The sequence below is a fragment of the Chitinophaga oryziterrae genome, from assembly GCF_009758125.1.
GTDB classification, from domain to species: domain Bacteria; phylum Bacteroidota; class Bacteroidia; order Chitinophagales; family Chitinophagaceae; genus Chitinophaga; species Chitinophaga oryziterrae.
In genome coordinates, this window is the sequence record NZ_WRXO01000010.1 from 39,828 (window position 1) to 57,677 (window position 17,850).

A 17,850-nucleotide genomic window follows, 5' to 3' on the forward strand; every position below is an offset into this window, starting at 1 on the left:
AACGGGGGAATGTTGCTTGATCTGACATGTTCAATAGTTGTATATAAAACAGATGTTTCGGATTTAAAAAATGCGATGGATAGTTTATTGGATACTACTCTCTCTGTAAAATTATACCTCATAGATAACTCACCGGAAAATACCTTAAGCAGTATAGCTAAAGACGACAGGGTAGAGTATATCTTTAATGGGGAGAATCTGGGCTTTGGGTCTGCGCACAATATAGCAATAGAGAAAAGCCTTCGTCTGGCTAAATACCATCTTATCCTTAATCCTGATATCGAATTTGAAAAGGGTGTGCTGGAGAAAGTTTTCGATTTTATGGAAAACAATTCTCAGATCGGACAGGTACTACCTAAAGTATTATATAAAGATGGTAGTATTCAGAAGCTCTGTAAATTGTTACCAACTCCTTACGACCTGATAGGACGCAGGTTCTTCAAGAAAAAGAAATGGGCATTAGAAAGAAACAGCCAATATGAACTGGATACATTCTCCTATAATTATCCCTTAAATGTCCCCAACCTATCCGGTTGTTTTATGTTCATCAGAAATAGTGTACTGAATAAAACCGGCGGGTTTGATAAACGCTATTTTATGTATTTGGAAGATACAGATCTCACCAGACGGATCCATGCAATATCAGAGACGGTATTCTTCCCGGATGTACATATATACCATGGTTATGCAAAAGGATCTTACTCCAATCCGCAATTGCTAAAATATCATATTTCCTCTGCGATAAAATATTTCACCAAATGGGGATGGTTTATAGATAAAGAGCGGGATCAGTTTAACAGGGATTTACTGAAAAGACTTAAAGATTAACACTCTCCTGTTTTGATGAGTTTTTTGTAAAGCTCAATATATTGGTCCACACTTTTATTTAGCGTGAACATTTCCTTTATCTTCAAAGTAGCCTGCTTTTCAAATTCCCTGGTATTTTCAGATTCGATAAAGAAACGGATTCCGTTAATTAAGTCATCTATACGATAGGGCGTTGCCAGGTATCCATTTATTTTATGGTCTATAATCTCCTTAATTCCCCCCACATTAAAAGCCACACCGGGCGTGCCACATGCCATTGCTTCCAGCAATACCGTAGGTAGATTTTCAATTAAAGAAGGAAGTACAAAAACGTCTGCTGCAGAATACAATTCTGCCAGTTGCTTCTCATCCGTAATGTTGTTCCAGTTATAAATTTTACATTGGATATCTATTTTCTTACTAACATCCTCCGATCCGAAAATCATAACTTCCACATCTGCTCCCTCTTCCAACAGTTTATTTATGGCTTCCCTCAACAAATGAAATCCTTTGTTCCTGTCTGTTGTAGCGGAAACAGCACCAAATAACAGCAACTTCTTATTTTCAGGCAAATTGTGCTTCTTTCTAACCGCAGCTTTCCCATTTGATCTGAATATATTTATATCAGTACCATTATAGATCTGCACGATGTTCTTGTTACGCAGCAGAAAACTTTGTGTTGCACACTGCTCCAGCCATTTGCTGGGAGTAACAATATTAAAAGACGCCTGCTTCCAGTATTTCTTCTTCTGCTGCCATACATATCTGTCAACATCAATGCCTCTATCACATTCAGAACGGTTAGCCTTCGTGTATCCCTCCACATGTCTTTTACTGGTAACATATGGATGATGTTCTGCACCACAAAATACCCAGGAATCATGCAATGTCCACACACAGGGCTTTTTTATCATGGCCACTTCCCGCAGGCTGACCATTTCATTACCAATCCAGTTCAGGTGTACAATGTCCGCATCTGACTGGTTGATAAATTTATCCAGACCTGAGGAGAAAATATTGAGCGAGTGAAGAATCTTATTCTCTGATTTCTGTAGTTTCAAAATAAGTCGGGCCAACTTATTCTTGAAATAATTAAAGAGTTTTTTTCTTCCGGTTAAATAAGGTATTACATTCCTATCGCTACTTTTCTTATCGATAACGATCATCTTCGAATCTATACCATTGTTCAGTAATCCCTGGTGTAAACGGTAAGCGGCCTTTGCTGCACCTCCGTGACCGTCACTAAAATTGACATGAAGGATTTTCATCTAAAAAAAACGTTTACAGTTTAATGATGCGTTTACCCCTGTTGGTTACAAAATTATTTTGAAACATCGCATCTTCGATTTTCTGAGGCACATCCATTTCATACATAAAAATTCTCGGCAAAGAAAGGAGTGAATTGCGATGTGTCATAAAAACATTGCCACTCAATGTTGTAACCCCTGTTTTATATCCTATTGCTGCAGCATGTTCAATTACTTCTTTGTTAATCTCAACATGCCCTCCAAATGGATACGCAATATGTTCTACAGGCTTTTGAAGATGCTGTTGTAATATTACATTTGCGTCATTCATCTCTGCTGTTACAGCCGGTCCCTCTAACCTTTTTAATACAGGGTGAGAGATTGTATGAGCGCCAATAGTTACCAGAGGATCATTATTCATTGTTTCAATGTTCTGCCAGTTCAAAAATAATTTAGCATACTTCTGAAGGTCTATACTATCCTTATAATTTACAAATAGCTGTTCAAATTTCTTCTGAGGATTACCTTCCGTTAACAATACCTCTCTGAATTTAAAAAAAGCATGTTCCTTTTCTGCTAAAGTAGATATACTTATTCTATTCCCGTCTTCCAATTCCAATAAATCGGAATTATTGAGTATATCCTCTAGAGCAAACCACCAGGGGATGGTATTGCCTTCTATAAAAGAGGTGGTAACATAAATTGTAAACGGAACATTGTAAGCTTTAAAAATAGGATACGCCTCTACGTAATTGTCCAGATAACCATCATCCAGCGTAAATGATATTAACTTTTTAAATTTTTTCTTCCTCGTTAATGTTTCATACAACTCATCTATTGAGATAAATGAAAACCCTTTACTTTTTAAGTAACTAATCGTTTCTTCCAGAAATTCCGGAGAAACAAACATATTTCTATTCCCCGATAATACCCTTGAAGCCGGCGAACCAACCCTATGGAGCATGAAAACAGACCCTATCCCTGCATTATATCCCTCTATACACCTCTTTATCAAAGAATTATTTAACAGTCTCTTAATGTAAACCTTCATAACATTAGATTTCTGAACACTCCGTCCTTTTATCAAGCCTTTATTTTCTTCCAAAATTATTCTTAAACTCAGACAGGAAATTTTTATTCTTTATCAATAAAAACCCTATTCCCCTATAAAGGAAAAAGTAGATAGAAATAATCAGATAAGGGTATATATAAATACGCGGATAGAGGTATTTTATTATCAGGCAAAGCAATACCAGGCCAATATAATATTTCACCCGGAATGCATCTATATTTCCAACTAACCTGGACAAAATCTTCAACCTAAATCGATCCTTCCTCGTAAACTCCAGTAATTTAGGCAAAGGGTAAAGCAGTGATGCCATGACCACGAAAGAAAAGAGATAACGTTCAGATACAAACGGAATGATGAATCCAAAAAACCTTATAAAACTTAATGGCAGTATTAACAATAGGTTCAGAATATTCCTGATCCGGTTATATATGAGGTACAATACCTGTAAAACAACCAGTAATATCAACAAATCAAGCGGCCTTTGAAAGGTTAACGACCCGGGAGCCAAAAAGAAATATACTGCCAGCAAAACTAAAATCACCAAAAACCGGATAATGAAAATACCTGTCAGCCTCTTCTCCAATACTTCAACATCACCGGCAGGCAACCTCAGCGTAGGATCCTCTTCTTTTTTTATAGTTATAATATCATTTTCAATATACCCATTCTCATAAACATAATTAATCAGCAGAAAACCAACTATAAGCATGAAATAATCAGAGACACTACTAACATCTGCAAACTGAAAAAAAAGATACCCCAATGGAATAAAATAAACAAACAACCAGGATATTTTTTGAAACAATCCAGGTAGCCGGGTTTTAAGGAAGTATCCATATGGTACGATCACATACAGAGGAGTAGTCATTCGTCAAATATTTTACAGTCTATATAGATTTCCCGGCTTACTCGTAAATAAACATTTTGAAGTTTTCCTTTAATCGCTGTTCCCAATAATGTACATCCTTGCGTAGTGAAATGATGTAGCTATGAGAAGACTGATTAATTAAAGAAAGATCACTCTTATTATCTGTTATAGTAAGTACCTCCTTATATTGCTTCATGATTGAAGTAAGTATTATTTCCTTTCTTCCCAGCAGGTCTTCTTTAATTTTGCCCGAACAAATACCATCTTTATAATAGAGCGTTGTAGAAAAGAATTGACGAATATTTAACTTTTCCGCAATCTCTTCTGCTATAAAATCCAGCGTTGCTGAAACAAGAATCAAATCATACCCCTGCTCTCTTAATGTTTCTACTATCGAAAGAATCTCACTTCGTTTCCTGCTTAATAAAAACTCCTGATAAAATGCTTTGGCTTCCTCTTTTAAAAAAACCTTATCCAGTCCATTTAATAATCTGATCAGAATAATACGGACCACATCCAATTTTAAAAATTGAATAGAACACTTGTTCAAGGCTTTTACGGGGAGCATACGCATTAATGAGAACAAACGATCCCTGTTTTTATTCTGGCGATGAAGATACCATTTGATAAAATCAAATGTAGTATTGGAATCAAATAATGTTCCACAAATATCTATGACCGCAAGTTTCATTTTATTTATTTTTTCTATAAAGCCTGATCAAAAAATCGCCACCAACAAAACCCACCACCCTTCTCATCTGTAATCGCAATAATTTAATCTGAAACTTTGTAATAGACTTGAATACCGGAAGACGGTTCCTCAGATGAATATGTAAAGTTTCTGCCGCCGATATATATCCAAGGTTCCCGGAAGTTCCGTCGACCCGCATGTTGCTTATAACGATATGACCGTAGAGGAAGTTACATTTCTTCAAAAGCATATTCAAATAAAAATCATAATCTGCATTCACCTTATAGGTGGTGTTATATAACATATAGTCATGCAGCGACCTTTTGTAGATAAATCCCTGGTGCATAACATAGGCATATAAATCCCCCTCCCGGGGGCCTTGCCTGTATAATTTAACACCTGCCTGATCTACAAAGTTAATATACCCGCAGTAACCATCAGCATCTCCGGTCATTTGCCTCATCACATCTTCCAGCACAGTATCCTCCGTCAGGTAATCATCTGCATTCAAAAAGAAAACGTATTGACCTTTAGCAAGAGCAATACCTTTATTCATAGCATCATAAATACCATTATCCCTTTCGCTGATCCAATAACTGATCCTGTCTTCATTTTCTCTAATGATATCTAATGTTCTGTCAGTACTTCCACCATCAACGAGGATATACTCATAGTGCTGATATGTTTGCGCAAATACGCTCTTCAGCGTTTGCTCAAGATAGTTCATGCCATTATACACAACAGTAATAATACTCAGTACCGGTGCTGACGATGCTATTCCTTTATTTCTAACCCTTATGCCACCTTCCTGATTAATCATACTATAGACCTAATTAGATAAAAAATCGAATACATTATAAGACATCAGTTTTACTGTATTATCAATATATATGAATGCAGATGCTTCCAGCCCTTTGAAATAACGGACCGGGGCTGTAAAAACAAGCAGCAGGACAAATGAAAATAAAACATAGGACCTCACTCTGCTAAATGTAAAGATGGCAAATGCAGAAAGATGATACAGATAAAAGAAGTAACGCAGAGATAACAATAAGTTATTCCTTATAAGCGCCACAAAAATAGAAAAACACATATAAATCGCTAAAAACCGTCTCGCACCAATAGCTGTTTCCTTTTTTTCAAAAAGTTTCCCCGCTCTTATCAGCACATAAATCGCGATAAGGAGATAGAGTAACATTTCAATCATCAACCGGACTGTTACCCCTCCATCATCTTTCTCCTGATACATCTGTGCCCTGTCAGTAATTGAGGCAAACAAAGGATTACTGGGATTAAGATGTAATCCATTAACGACCTCCAGTATATTCAGGGTACTTACAATATACCCTAATACCATACAAACCACAACAGCAATCGCTAAAAAATGCTTTCTCAAACGGGTAAGGAAAATAATAGGAATAAAAATAACTGTTGAAAAATGGGTAAGGAATGCCAGCACAAAAAACAATCTGTAAATACGCTTACCTCTGCAATACATGGCAATACCAAGCATTGCTAATGATAAGGCAGCACTCTGCCGCATCAGGTGAGCACTCAGTTGAAAATCCAACCCTATAAAAAATGAAAAAAACACAATGAAGATCAGTCTCAATCTATTGCTGGACTGGAATACCTTATCATATTCATACAATGCATAAAAAAAAGTATAATATGTAAAGATCGTCCAGAAAAGTGCAACAACAGGGAGGTTCCCGAATGAGAGCTTAGTTACAAAATATGATGTGTAATAGAAAAACGGGTCCAGCAGTATGGTTCTCCCTGCCTGAAGGATATTCTGATCGAGATATAATTTGAAGGTATCATTATACATTTCCAGGTCACTAGCCGGCACCTTCGTATAATTAACAAGCCCATGCGCAACAGCTATCAGGAAAAAATAAAACAGGTAAGTATTCTTCGAAGGATTAAAATAAGCAAGGAATAAACATATTGCAAATACAGATATAATAGGGGATAATATCCATATCGAACATACCAGGATATTGACATAGTAATAGGTTAAAACTATTTGTTTCCTGGATGCAAAATTCTGTTCAATATGCAATTCTTTGTTTAACATATTATGATACCAATACCTGCTAATATTTTTTTCTTGCTTTCTTAATTTTATTAAAGTAACCTGCCAGGTAAATAAACTCTGCCAGGTCATATTTCATTTTCTTAAACTCCAACTTATAAGTTGACGTTATGATAGCGCTTATCCTCATTTTAATAAAAGACAATATGCATTTAGGGAAACTATCCAATACATTCAATAACACCATCAGTGTTTTCATCCGTTCCCCGATCTTAATAGCGGCATCCGTAGTTTTCTCCTTCCGGTCTTCCCTGTTATGACAAATTGTGCAATCAGGTACTACACCAATTTTTAATTGATGAAACCGCACTCTCTGCAAATAATTAAAATCTTCGCCATAAAAGAAGAATAACGTTTCCAGCACCCCTACCTTTTTTATACACTCCTTTGTGATCAGCCAGGCAGCAGCATTCACGAATTTAACCTCATATAATTCCTTTAACTGATGCAAATAAGTATCCGAATAAAAACCCGGACACGCTTCAGGAGTCACGTAAATTGAGAATCCGTAATCCAATGCTTTATAGGTACCATCCAGGTGAACTGGACTCAGCACTCCATATTCAGGATGCCTCTGTGCCACCTCAACCAATCTTTGAATCGTATTTGTCTCTACCCAGGCATCCTGATTTAACAGGAACACATAATCAGCACCTTCTTCATCCGCCATGGATATTCCCAGGTTATTAGCTTTACTAAAGCCCAGATTGGTTGCAGATTGTACAAAATGCACCTCCGGATAATCATTTATGATCCTCGCCTGTGTACCATCTGTAGAGCCATTGTCAATAACAATGGTCCTTACGTTTGCACCGGCATTGCGCAAGCTGCCAAAACACCGGTCCACCCATACTAAACCATTATAAGTTACAACAATTACGAATATTTTCATTCAGATGGTGTTTGCTCAAAAATCCTGTTGAAACTTTCCATATACATCTTCTCGGCAGACAAAATCATTTGACGATAGGATTCAAACGCCTGAATATGCGTATGAAAATCTGACATGCATGCCCTAATCGTGTTAATTATATGAGGAATATTAGATACCTTATCTTCAATTTTATACTGATCAGTAATCGGCACATCTTCATAATAATTGGCAGACCCCCTCTTCCCCGTAATCACACAACATTGCAGGATAGCAGCTTCACGCGGAAATCTGTCCCTACCCGGATGGGTACCAAAATCAATATAGACCATTGATTCTTTTAGTAAAGCTACCACTTCCGCCGGTTTCATCCCTTCAAGGGGAATCCAGTTTATATCCTTTCCCTGCTCAATCAGCTTCGCCGTAAATTCAAATCCCTTTTTAGGATTATATAATACCTGTGGCTTCTTTGCACTCAGATCAATGCCCGTTGAGTTTTGCAGGAATGCTGCGCTTAGGTAATCATACAACGGCTCACTCTCTATCTTATGCTGTTTTAAAAACATCTTTGCATAATAAGATTGCACGATATGATATTGAAATTTATCACTCACCTTTAACTTAAAGATGAGTTCTTTGCACATGCCTTCTAATCCTATCTGCTTTAGCATCTTGAACATCCAGAAAGCAGGATATGTAAAGTAAGGTTTGAAAAAATTGTCAATACTTAGCCACCATACGCACTTTCTGATCTGCGTTAAGTGTCCCACTTTCGTAATGTAGATCTCTGGTACGATTAATATGTTCTCCGGATTATCTTCTATCTCTGTAGTATATTTATTATTGTATATAACAAAATTAGGATGAACAGGATTCTCTGCATCCCCGCTATACACCATATAAGCTTCGTATCCTGCCAGCGTCATTTTATTAACTAACTGATGCAACAGTTCTGGACCTCCTGTAAAAGTTGCAGCTGGACACATTGCATAAATTTTCGTATTCTTATGTACAACTATCATTATTTGTTCCCTTTATATTTGTTTACTGCCGTCAAAGCTGCACCTATCACCTGATGCATATCATAATACCTGTATTCAGCAAGCCGTCCGCCAAAAAGAATATTCGTTTCCTTTTCAGCAAGGTCGCTATACTTCTTAAATGCAACAGAATTACGCTCATCATTGATCGGATAATAAGGTTCTACACCCGGCTCCCATTCACTCGGAAATTCTTTTGTAATAACGGTTGTCGGTTGCGTACCAAATTCAAAATGTTTATGCTCTATGATCCGTGTGTAAGGAATCTCCTTTTCTGTATAGTTCACCAATGCACTTCCCTGATAATTGCTGATGGGCAAATGCTGATGTTCAAAAGTCAGGCTTCTGTATTCCAGTTTACCAAAACGATAATCATAAAATCTATCCAGCTGACCGGTAAACACAATTGTTTCAGCCAGCGCAGTCAGTTCCTCTCTGCTCTCAAAGAAATCTGTATCGAGTCTTACTTCTATTCCTTCCAGTAATCCGTCTATCAGTTTGTTGTATCCACCAATAGGAATACCCTGGTATTTATCATTAAAGTAATTGTTATCATAAGTAAATCTTACCGGTAATCTTTTGATGATAAATGCAGGTAACTCGGTCGCCTTCCGACCCCACTGTTTCTCTGTATATCCTTTTATCAGCTTCTCATAAATATCTGTTCCTACCAGTGATAATGCCTGTTCCTCCAGGTTCTTAGGTTCTTCAATATTCAAAGCAGCTATCTGTTCCTGAATTTTATCTTTTGCCTCCTGCGGAGTTCTTACTTTCCACAGCTGGCTAAAAGTATTCATGTTAAAAGGCAGATTATATAATTCATCTTTATACATAGCTACCGGACTAAGTGTAAACCTGTTGAATTCAACAAATGAGTTTACATATTCCCAGATCTTCTTATCATTAGTATGAAATATATGCGGACCATATTTATGTACATTAATACCTTCTACATTTTCACAATAAACATTCCCTCCTTTATGTGAACGTTTATCAATTACTAAGATCTTCTTTCCTGCTTTACAGGCCTCATGCGCAAAGACAGATCCAAATAATCCTGCACCAATAATAAGCAGATCATATTCTTTCATGTACCAAAGCTTTAATTCGTAAGTAATTCTCCACCCATAATTCGTTCTTCAATACAAATACTTGTATCAGCATATAATACAGCGCGGATATAACTACAGACATAGATATCGTTAATAACATATTATTCGATGCAACCAGTTTATGGATCAGCCAGAAAGGTAAACAACATATGATCACAATGAATGTCTGCTTCCAATCGAACTTTACACCTATCTCCCTGCAGCCATAGTATCCCGTCAGCACAGTTACCATTCCCTCTGTTATCAGGATCGCAATAGCAGCACCCTCATGTTTAAGGGAAGGAATCAGTAACAGATTTAATCCTACATTAAAAACAGTACCAATAATTACACAACGTAATAAAATACTTTCTTTACCACTGGCCGTCAGGATCTGAATACCAAAAATATTATTGAACCCCACCATAAAGACAATGGGAGCAATAATCTGCAGAGCCAAGGCTGCAGGTGCAAACTCTTTTCCTGATAATAAGAGAATAATTTCGTTTGATAAACACATCAACCCTACCGTAATAGGGATGCCTATAGTAATAACAAAATTGCTTGATTTATTAAACAGATTCCGTACACGCTCGTTATTCTTCTCTTCAAATGCTTTTGACATCTGCGGCATCATTACTATTGACAGTGCACTAATTACCGTAAGCAATATTTTAGCGATCTTGAGTGCCGCTGCATAATATCCCACGTACTTATCTTCTGCCATATACCCCAGGATCACTTTATCCAATACTACATATACACTGATCGCTATTTGTGTGGAAAATAACAGAAAAAGCGGCTTCAGGTGCTTCCTGTACTCAAGGTTTTTTAATCTGAGAGGTGCCAGCTTCCTCATTCTCCACATATTGAACATAACGTTGACCAACAGCACAATTACAGTAATACCATAATACCAGTTAATATCATCAGCGGTTCTTACCAATGTGAACAATAAAATAATAGAGACTATGTTCATTAAGAAACTCCTACTGGACACATACCTGAATTGCTCCATTCCCTGAAAAAACCATTCTGCAAAAAATGAGTTTAACAGCAGGACCATAGAACCTAAAATATATAGGGTATTGTAAAGGTCAAACTTATGAGTCAGGAATGCTACTGCATAAAATATAACGCAGAGGAATAAAGAAGATATAAAATTGAGTGTAAGTAATTCAGATGTTAATTTCCCAAGTTCGGCCGGTTTATTTTTCAGTTTAGCTACTTCTCTTACACCATAAAGCGGTACTCCTAAAGCAGCTACCAAACAAAAATACTGTGTGTAACTATCAATGAAATTAACTTTGCCAGTACCATCCGGCCCAAGTATCCTTGACGAGTAAGGAAAGCTTATTAATGGAAATAATATCCTGCTAACTGAAAGTAAAGAGTTATAAATAAAATTCTTTTTAATCGATGACACACTGTCCTTTTTATTAATTTTATCAATAATTTATGCTTTCTCCATCAATAAGTCCAGATACAATCTTCTTACTATCAGTACTATTACCGCAGTCAGTCCTCCCAAAAAACCACCCACTATCAATCCAACCAGCTTACTCAATTTCTTCTTCTTTAATGGCAGGATAGGTGTATCAATGATTTGCACAACTGGCGTTTCCTGTGCCATCGCCATTTTGCTTAGTTCCAGGTTTTTAATCACTTCACCGTACATTGTTTGCAAAACAAGTTTGTCCCGGGACTGCACCTCTGTTCCTGCACTGGCTATCTGTCTCGCAGGGTTCTGGTTTATATCTTGTGCCGCAGCCAAAGAGTACGTTTTACGATTCAGCAGCAGTTCAATTGAATCCGCAACAGCCTGCAATTTATCAACATTTACTTTCGAACGTTTGGTCTTGGTATTGATATAAAAATCAGTCGCTTCATTTACTAACAACTCAATAAAGGCCTTTGAAAATACTTCATCCGGCGTAGTACACTGAACAGAAATAAAGCTTAATTTCTTGTCAGGCTTTCCCACCTCCAGATCTCTTTTCACCAGAGCTGATTGAATTTCATTCAATACACTATCCTGTTGCAGACTAAAATCTGATCGCTTCTGTCCTACAGGATAATGCAACCCTTTCAGTGAAGGTTTTTCGCTCCAACTCTCATCCATTTTAGTTGCCTTTATATACCAGTCAACCAATGTGATCTTTTTTCCATCCCTGGTTATAGGAGACAACAACGTTTTCTCTACCATTAACCTGGATTTCAAAAACTCAATGATATTATCTCCGGTAAAAACGCCTATTCCATTTCCGCCACCTCCAAGATCAATACCGAACTGACTGGCCAAACCAGCATAAGTACCCAGCGGACTTGATTTACTTTCTTCAAGTACAAATGTTAGTGAGCCAATATATTGGGGTTTACTGTTAAAACCAAGCCAGAGTCCGATCCCTCCACACAATAATCCGGCAGGTACAATTATCAGCCACTTCCCAAGTAAGTAACGCCACCACTCACGTAGCTTTAATACCAGATCCCTAAGCGATAATTCTTCCTTAGGCTTGTTTGCTGTTGGAGCGTTTTGTTCCATCTATTTTTAATCTATATTTTATTTTACCGTATTCAGTATTGTTACGATCACCAGTGCAATAGAAGCCAAACCACTACCTAAAGCCACAGCCGTACCAGCAGACATTCCTTTACGTTCAGGTCTGGATGGCACATAGATTTCTGCGCCCGGTTTTACCTTTGGATAACTGTTAAAGAAGAGGGCTTTACGTGTACTTTTTACCTCTCCGTTGGCATAAACAATATAACTTCTTCTTCGTAGTGCCTGTGCTGTAAAACCACCAGCCCCACGTACATAATTCCGGAACGAGAAATTCTTATCGAATCGTACTTTTTTCGGAAAGTAAACTTCTCCGAACAACTGAACTGTCTGCAGCTTTTTAGGCACTTTTATAACATCCCCTTCTTCCAGCAGAAGATCGTATTTGGAACCCGGGTGTGCAAGGATTTCTTCCAGTTCTATCCCCAGCAACTGAACTTTTTGTTCTACCGCACTACGTACCTTGTCCACACTGGTACTATCTTTCAGTTTATTATAAAATACCTGCAGTTTACTCAGCAGCAGGGAACTGTCAGATTCATTTACAAAAGTTTTACGAAGTAATACAGCCCCTTCTGCAGAAGCTTCCGGCCTTAATCCCCCTGCCCTTTTGATCACATCAGAAATACGTTCTCTTTTGGTATTGATAGCGTACACACCTGGATATACCACTTCTCCATCCATCTCTATATTTGCCTGTTCTCTGTACGCAGGCGCTCTACGTATCATGATCTCATCAAACGGCTGTAAAACAAAGCTGGCAGCAGCAGGAAAGTCTGACAGGTCTGCATTAATATCAAATTGCTGGGTTATTGCCAATCGTGTATCACTAGAGTCATACATACCAGCAGTCCGGATACGGCGGGCTATTTCCACATGCTTCAGACTAGCTGCATCTTTCAGTCCTCCGGCAAGTAATACCAGATCCTCCAGATGCATGCTGTCCCCGTAATTAAAATAACCCGGCTGGATCACCTCACCATCAATCTTTACCAGATATTGCTCACGGATTTGCAACTTGGAAAATATGATCACACTGTCTTCCCTTTTTAAGTTAAGTTTCTGCTTGCCGTTAATAACATCCTGTACATTGAAACTGATAATGGAAGGAGTGAAATCCTCCTGTAAGCGACGGATAATTCCGCGCGACATAGCAGCAACTTCCTGTACACCATCCGCTCTTTTAATGAGATCTCCCACTGTCATGTCATCTTCCAATGCATAATCTCCCGGATGAAAGACTGCTCCGGATATAGTAACACGATTTGTATAACGGTTGAGGATGGAATCTACATAGAACTTATCACCGGACTTCAATTTGAAAGTAGCCACCTCGTCTGCCTGCACATTTACCACTTCACGTGCTTTATTCGTTACCCTGAAAACTTTGATGATGTCTCTAAAGGAATTGTCCGTATAGCCCCCTGCAAAATCAAGTATATTCTGCAGTGTTTCAGTTTCTATTGCTTCATAAATAGCAGGTCGTTTGATTTCACCTAATAGCTCTACCCTCATTTTGTAAGCCTCCACCTTCACAATATCCTGGTCCTGCAATACTATATTATTCGTGAGATCACCGTGGATCAGAAAATCGTATAAGTCAAAAGTAGCTATCGACTGCCCATTACGCACCACCTTGATAGTACGGAATGAACCATTCTCATTAGGACCGCCCGAAACATATAAAGCATTTGCGACGGTCGCTAAAGAAGGAAGGGTATATGTGCCCGGACGCACAATCTCTCCGATAAGTAATACCCGGATACTTCTGATGTTCCCCAATGATACCTGTACAGAAGTATTCCCCGTTTTGATCCCTCCATAAATAACGGAAAGCTGTTTGGTAATACGGGTACGTGCCTCTTCCATCGTAAGGCCGTTTACGTATACCGGACCTAAATTGGGTATCCGCACATATCCTTCAGGTGTCACTTTTAAAGTATGCTGTACTTCAGAATAACCATATACGTCTATTACCAGTTCATCCTGTGCAGCAATACGGTAATTTGGAGGAGTAGCCATCCGCAGGTTCGGCTCGAATGTAAGATTCTGATTACTAAACAGTTCAGTACCAAAAATCTTACGGCGCTTCATCTCTTTTTCAAAAGTCTCTTTATTCTGGATTCGCCTGTACCTTTCCTGATAATAGGCCGTGGTATCTCCATTACTATCATCATTATATTGCCTGCCGGTAGAATCTGAGTTTTGAGAAGAATATTTGCTATTTGATGTACCAGTTAATTCCTTATCCAGGTTCAACTGTTTCATGCGGTCTTTCAGCTTGGCTACTTCTGTTTCAGAAATTCCTTTCTCAGCAGCGTACTGATCAATCTGAGAGTAAGAAACATTATTCTTCTTCATTTGCGCTACCAACTGGCGAATCTGATCATCAGACAAGTCATCCACTTTCATCTGACTGATCTGTGCTTTAGACATAGAAGAGGAAATCTGTGCCTTAACACTATATCCAGCGACTAACAATAACAACTGCAGCAGTAATATTTTCTTCACCATGAATTATTGGATAATAGACTATTCGGATTAAAAAAACATCATTTACCGCCTCATTTTACCATTGGTTAACCCAATCCGGAGTAAATCAGGTGCAAATCTATTAAAAATAACATATAAATATTAACTTGATGGAAATCAGTACTATAATTCCCCATACCCACTGAACGTTGAATGGGAAAAGGTACTGCTCTTTTACCAATGTAAAAAAACAGTACCCTGCACTATATATAAAATTCCTTTCTTAATAATTTACCCTGCCATATAATAAACGTAGGTATTGCTTTTCAATAGCAGATCTGTAGAGAAAAAATGGTAACTGGACAACAGCGAAAGCCGACAACAGGAATGGATATGGCCACGAATAGTAAAGCGCAATAAACGCCACGAGCAACCGGCCATATTCCAGGTAAAACACCCAGCGCCTTTGCTCTAATATAGCCCCGATGTTAACTAAAGTAAGTAATATCACGAAGGCAATACATACCTGCACAAAAACAGGAACATAACTTTCAAGCAGCAGGAAAAAGAAGAGTACCATGGTAATCACCGCCACCTGCCAGATTACATAATGTTGAAGCCTGCCAGTATCCCTGCCTTTACGGTTCTTTGATAAAAACCTTTCTTCCAGCTTCGGACGGATAGTAAGATCTATATAATCCGGCTTACCAAATATCACCTTCAGCTTAGCCACAAAACCTTTGGTTTGCCTTACAGTGTATAGTATTTCAAGGATAAAATGAAAGTGCTGCCATAAAAAACTATGACTGTCCAGCGGTTTTGTCAGCCCATACTCCGGTTCCTCCTCTTCCACCGTAAAAGTGCCAAACAGCTTATCCCAAATGATAAGTACGTCGCCATAGTTCTGGTCCAGGTACTTCTCGTTCGATGCATGATGTACCCTGTGATGGGAAGGTGTTACAAAGATATATTCCAGGAAGCCCAGCTTCCCTATGGTACGGGTATGTATGAAGAACGGGTACAACCCGTGTACCAGCTGTACACTTACAATCATAGCCGCCGGAAAACCAATCACCGGCAATACCGACCAGAAAGCCATCCGGAAAAATGCCTGGAAAACCGTAATCCTCGCAGATACCGTATAGTTGAAGTCCTCACTCTGATGATGCACCACATGCGCTGCCCACAAAAGGTTCACCTCATGCGCCAGCCGGTGGTACCAGTACCAGATAAAATCTGTTAAGATCAGGAGAGCAAACCATAACAGTACACTTGACCTGATATCAAAAATGGCAAAATGCTGGTGGATATAGTCGTATATGAAGTAGAACAGACCTACAGTAAACGTATCCAGCAAACGCTCCGCAATACCAATGTTGATATTGCTGACAGAACTACTGAAACCGAAATAATTCTTTCCGGTCTTACGCGCAACCAGGTATTCAATGCCCATCAACCCCAGAAACAGTGGAATGGCCCATGCCATGTGATTTAAATGCACAATTATAAGTTTCGAATTACGGTTAATAGCTTATAGCCCTGCATAGGCACAAAGCAATAATCGAAACAATATTACACAATTAAATTAAATAGTCTACAATTTAAGTAGACTATTTAATTCCCCTGTAAAAAGGCTATTGATAATGAGATACTACGACCGCAGGCCTGCCCTGAAACCAATAGGAATTTCCACCTTTTCGAAGGAAGGTTCATGCTGGTTCATAATCTCTGCAATGGTCATCGGCTGATGGATCTGGGTAGTGAAACCCTGTTTTCCGGACAGTGACTGCGCCTTGGATACAGATAACTTGCCAAATTCATACTTGGCAATCAGCCTTCCCTTACGCATTAGTGCACTGTCTACCTGAGACAAATCACTGTTAAAGGTACATACCACCTGTACATTCATACAGTCTGCCAGCAACCCGTCCGATAAATTCAGCAGGTTGGACACAGAGGAGTTACCCGTAGTTTTCCTGTCCATAATGATATTCTCCGCATCTTCTATTACCAGTATGGTATTGGGATTATCTATTAACAGGTCTATGAAGTCCGGCTGCATGATATTACCCGCTACTGCAGGCGAAAGGAACAGCACACGCTTCTTCAGTCTTCCTATCAGGTAACGCAGATAAGTCGTTTTGCCCGAGCCGGGAATCCCGTGCAACAATACGATCCCTTTATCATCATTCGTATTCAGCCGCTTAAAGATCAACTGATCAATCGCCATGAAATCATCCTCATAATAAAGGCTCAGGTCCAGCTTCGTCTTTTTGAACTCCATGCTTTTCAGTACCAGCCCCTTATCTCCCATTGTTATGAGATTGATCTCGTACTGTTTACGCTTCTCCCTTTGCCGATACTTACGCACCAGTGTAGTCACATCTTTAATAAAGGCATCTGCTTTCCCATTGTGCAGGATCTCGCAGTAATCTTCTCCAAACTCGGCCATGCAGCCATTGTTCAAGACTATCAGCGCGATGTCGTGTTTGTATTCCTTGTCCTTACTACCGATTTCCTCACGCTGGTAAACACCTGTTATACTGTCTGCATAAGCTGTTTTAAAGGCAACGAGCGACTTCTCGCCATTAATAGTATATATGAAGCTGATACTAGGTACCGCATTAAAGTAATACAGGTAAAAAGCTTTGCTGTCCAGCAATCCGTTTCCAAAAATATGTTCCCCTGATATCACCTTTTGCTGTAAAATATTATCCATTTCAGTTTTAAATAAATGATCAATGTTGTTTGATGGGTAATCATATACCGGTACGCCACAGGCGCCCGGTAATGATTACGGGGTCAATTGCAAACTAAGACAAAAACAATATCATCTTAAAATAAATTCGGCAGGGTAAGATTACCCCGCCGGGTAAATACAAATTCTACTTACTACTCAATATTTTTATAAAAAAACCCGGTCTGCTGTTAAACGGACCGGGTTATATAACGCTAACGAATATATTATGTTAGTGCATATCCTGTCCTTTTAGCATTGAAAATTTCAATACTATCGCAGCCATTACGGTA

At 38.6% G+C, this 17,850-nt stretch carries 14 protein-coding genes; 1 reads left to right on the plus strand and 13 read right to left on the minus strand.

The genetic code is table 11. The features are described 5' to 3' along the window. The first annotated feature begins 9 nt into the window (after positions 1-9). Complete coding sequence (locus GO495_RS25955; RefSeq protein WP_157302876.1) at positions 10-828, plus strand: glycosyltransferase family 2 protein; 819 nt, start codon at positions 10-12, stop codon at positions 826-828. On the opposite strand, the gene GO495_RS25960 is transcribed toward GO495_RS25955, so the two are convergent. From GO495_RS25960 to GO495_RS26020, 13 genes are all read right to left on the minus strand, one after another. Next, positions 825-2,075: a glycosyltransferase gene (locus GO495_RS25960; RefSeq protein WP_157302877.1), complete on the minus strand. Its 1,251-nt coding sequence runs from the start codon at positions 2,073-2,075 to the stop codon at positions 825-827. The two genes, GO495_RS25955 and GO495_RS25960, sit on opposite strands and share 4 nt — an antisense overlap. Positions 2,076-2,088: 13 nt before the next feature. Then, on the minus strand, positions 2,089-3,159 hold the full coding sequence (locus tag GO495_RS25965) for a polysaccharide deacetylase family protein (RefSeq protein ID WP_157302878.1): 1,071 nt from the start codon (positions 3,157-3,159) through the stop codon (positions 2,089-2,091). Positions 3,160-4,031: 872 nt separating this feature from the next. Further along, positions 4,032-4,685, minus strand: coding sequence for an HAD family hydrolase (locus GO495_RS25970; RefSeq protein WP_157302879.1), 654 nt, complete (start codon positions 4,683-4,685; stop codon positions 4,032-4,034). 1 nt (position 4,686) lies between these two features. After that, positions 4,687-5,505, minus strand: coding sequence for a glycosyltransferase family 2 protein (locus GO495_RS25975; RefSeq protein WP_157302880.1), 819 nt, complete (start codon positions 5,503-5,505; stop codon positions 4,687-4,689). Positions 5,506-5,514: 9 nt separating this feature from the next. Continuing rightward, positions 5,515-6,765, minus strand: coding sequence for an EpsG family protein (locus GO495_RS25980; protein WP_157302881.1), 1,251 nt, complete (start codon positions 6,763-6,765; stop codon positions 5,515-5,517). A gap of 19 nt (positions 6,766-6,784) precedes the next feature. Next, a complete protein-coding gene (locus GO495_RS25985; protein WP_157302882.1) occupies positions 6,785-7,675 on the minus strand; it encodes a glycosyltransferase family 2 protein in 891 nt (296 codons plus the stop codon). Further along, positions 7,672-8,640 (minus strand): hypothetical protein, encoded by a 969-nt coding sequence (locus GO495_RS25990; protein WP_157302883.1) that lies wholly within the window; start codon positions 8,638-8,640, stop codon positions 7,672-7,674. The genes GO495_RS25985 and GO495_RS25990 overlap by 4 nt, the downstream gene beginning before the upstream one ends. Positions 8,641-8,675: 35 nt before the next feature. Then, on the minus strand, positions 8,676-9,785 hold the full coding sequence (glf, locus tag GO495_RS25995; protein WP_157302884.1) for a UDP-galactopyranose mutase: 1,110 nt from the start codon (positions 9,783-9,785) through the stop codon (positions 8,676-8,678). Next, the gene (locus tag GO495_RS26000) at positions 9,772-11,211 is read right to left on the minus strand and encodes an oligosaccharide flippase family protein (RefSeq protein WP_157302885.1); all 1,440 of its coding nucleotides are present in this window, start codon (positions 11,209-11,211) and stop codon (positions 9,772-9,774) included. Before GO495_RS26000 ends, glf begins: the two co-directional genes overlap by 14 nt. 30 nt (positions 11,212-11,241) lie before the next feature. Continuing rightward, entirely contained in the window at positions 11,242-12,330 is a 1,089-nt protein-coding gene (locus GO495_RS26005) for a lipopolysaccharide biosynthesis protein (protein ID WP_157302886.1), read from the minus strand. A gap of 18 nt (positions 12,331-12,348) precedes the next feature. Beyond that, on the minus strand, positions 12,349-14,862 hold the full coding sequence (locus GO495_RS26010; RefSeq protein ID WP_157302887.1) for an SLBB domain-containing protein: 2,514 nt from the start codon (positions 14,860-14,862) through the stop codon (positions 12,349-12,351). Positions 14,863-15,103: 241 nt separating this feature from the next. Continuing rightward, entirely contained in the window at positions 15,104-16,321 is a 1,218-nt protein-coding gene (locus tag GO495_RS26015) for a sterol desaturase family protein (RefSeq protein ID WP_338075466.1), read from the minus strand. A gap of 150 nt (positions 16,322-16,471) precedes the next feature. Further along, positions 16,472-17,539, minus strand: coding sequence for an AAA family ATPase (locus tag GO495_RS26020; RefSeq protein ID WP_157302888.1), 1,068 nt, complete (start codon positions 17,537-17,539; stop codon positions 16,472-16,474). Positions 17,540-17,850 lie beyond the last annotated feature (311 nt).